Origin of the sequence: Micromonospora sp. MW-13 (assembly GCF_003434305.1) — a bacterium.
In the GTDB taxonomy this organism is placed as follows: Bacteria; Actinomycetota; Actinomycetes; order Mycobacteriales; family Micromonosporaceae; genus Micromonospora.
On the sequence record NZ_QKKX01000007.1, the window covers coordinates 1 to 463 of the forward strand.

Below are 463 nucleotides of genomic sequence, written 5' to 3' on the forward strand. Positions count from 1 at the left end.
CGACAAGCCGGGCGTGGACAAGGGCAAGCTGATCCCGCACGGTGTGCGGGGCGAGCAGTCGCGTATCACGCTTGACGGTGAGCAGACCGCCAACGTGAGGGCGATCGTCGCCGCGACGAAGAAGGCTGGCCTGGACGAGCGCGCCGCGGTCATCTCGGTCGGCACCGCGTTGCAGGAGTCGAAGCTGGAGAACCTGGGCCACCTGGGCGACCGCAACGACCACGACTCGCTGGGCCTGTTCCAGCAGCGCCCGTCGTCCGGGTGGGGTTCGCCGGAGCAGATCACCGACCCCGAGCACTCGACCCTGGCGTTCCTCAAGGGCCTCAAGCAGGTCGACGGGTGGCAGGACATGCCGCTGACCGAGGCCGCCCAGACGGTGCAGGTGTCCGCGTACCCCGACGCGTACGCCCAGTGGGAACAGCAGGCCGCCGACCTCGTCGCCGAACACTGGAACAGCTGACCC

The 463-nt window shown here is 69.3% G+C and carries 1 protein-coding gene; it reads left to right on the forward strand.

Annotated elements, in window-relative coordinates; translation table 11 throughout:
* On the forward strand, nt 1-460 hold a 460-nt coding region (locus C5N14_RS04035), incomplete at its 5' end, for a hypothetical protein (protein WP_117665635.1).
* Nucleotides 461-463: the final 3 nt, after the last annotated feature.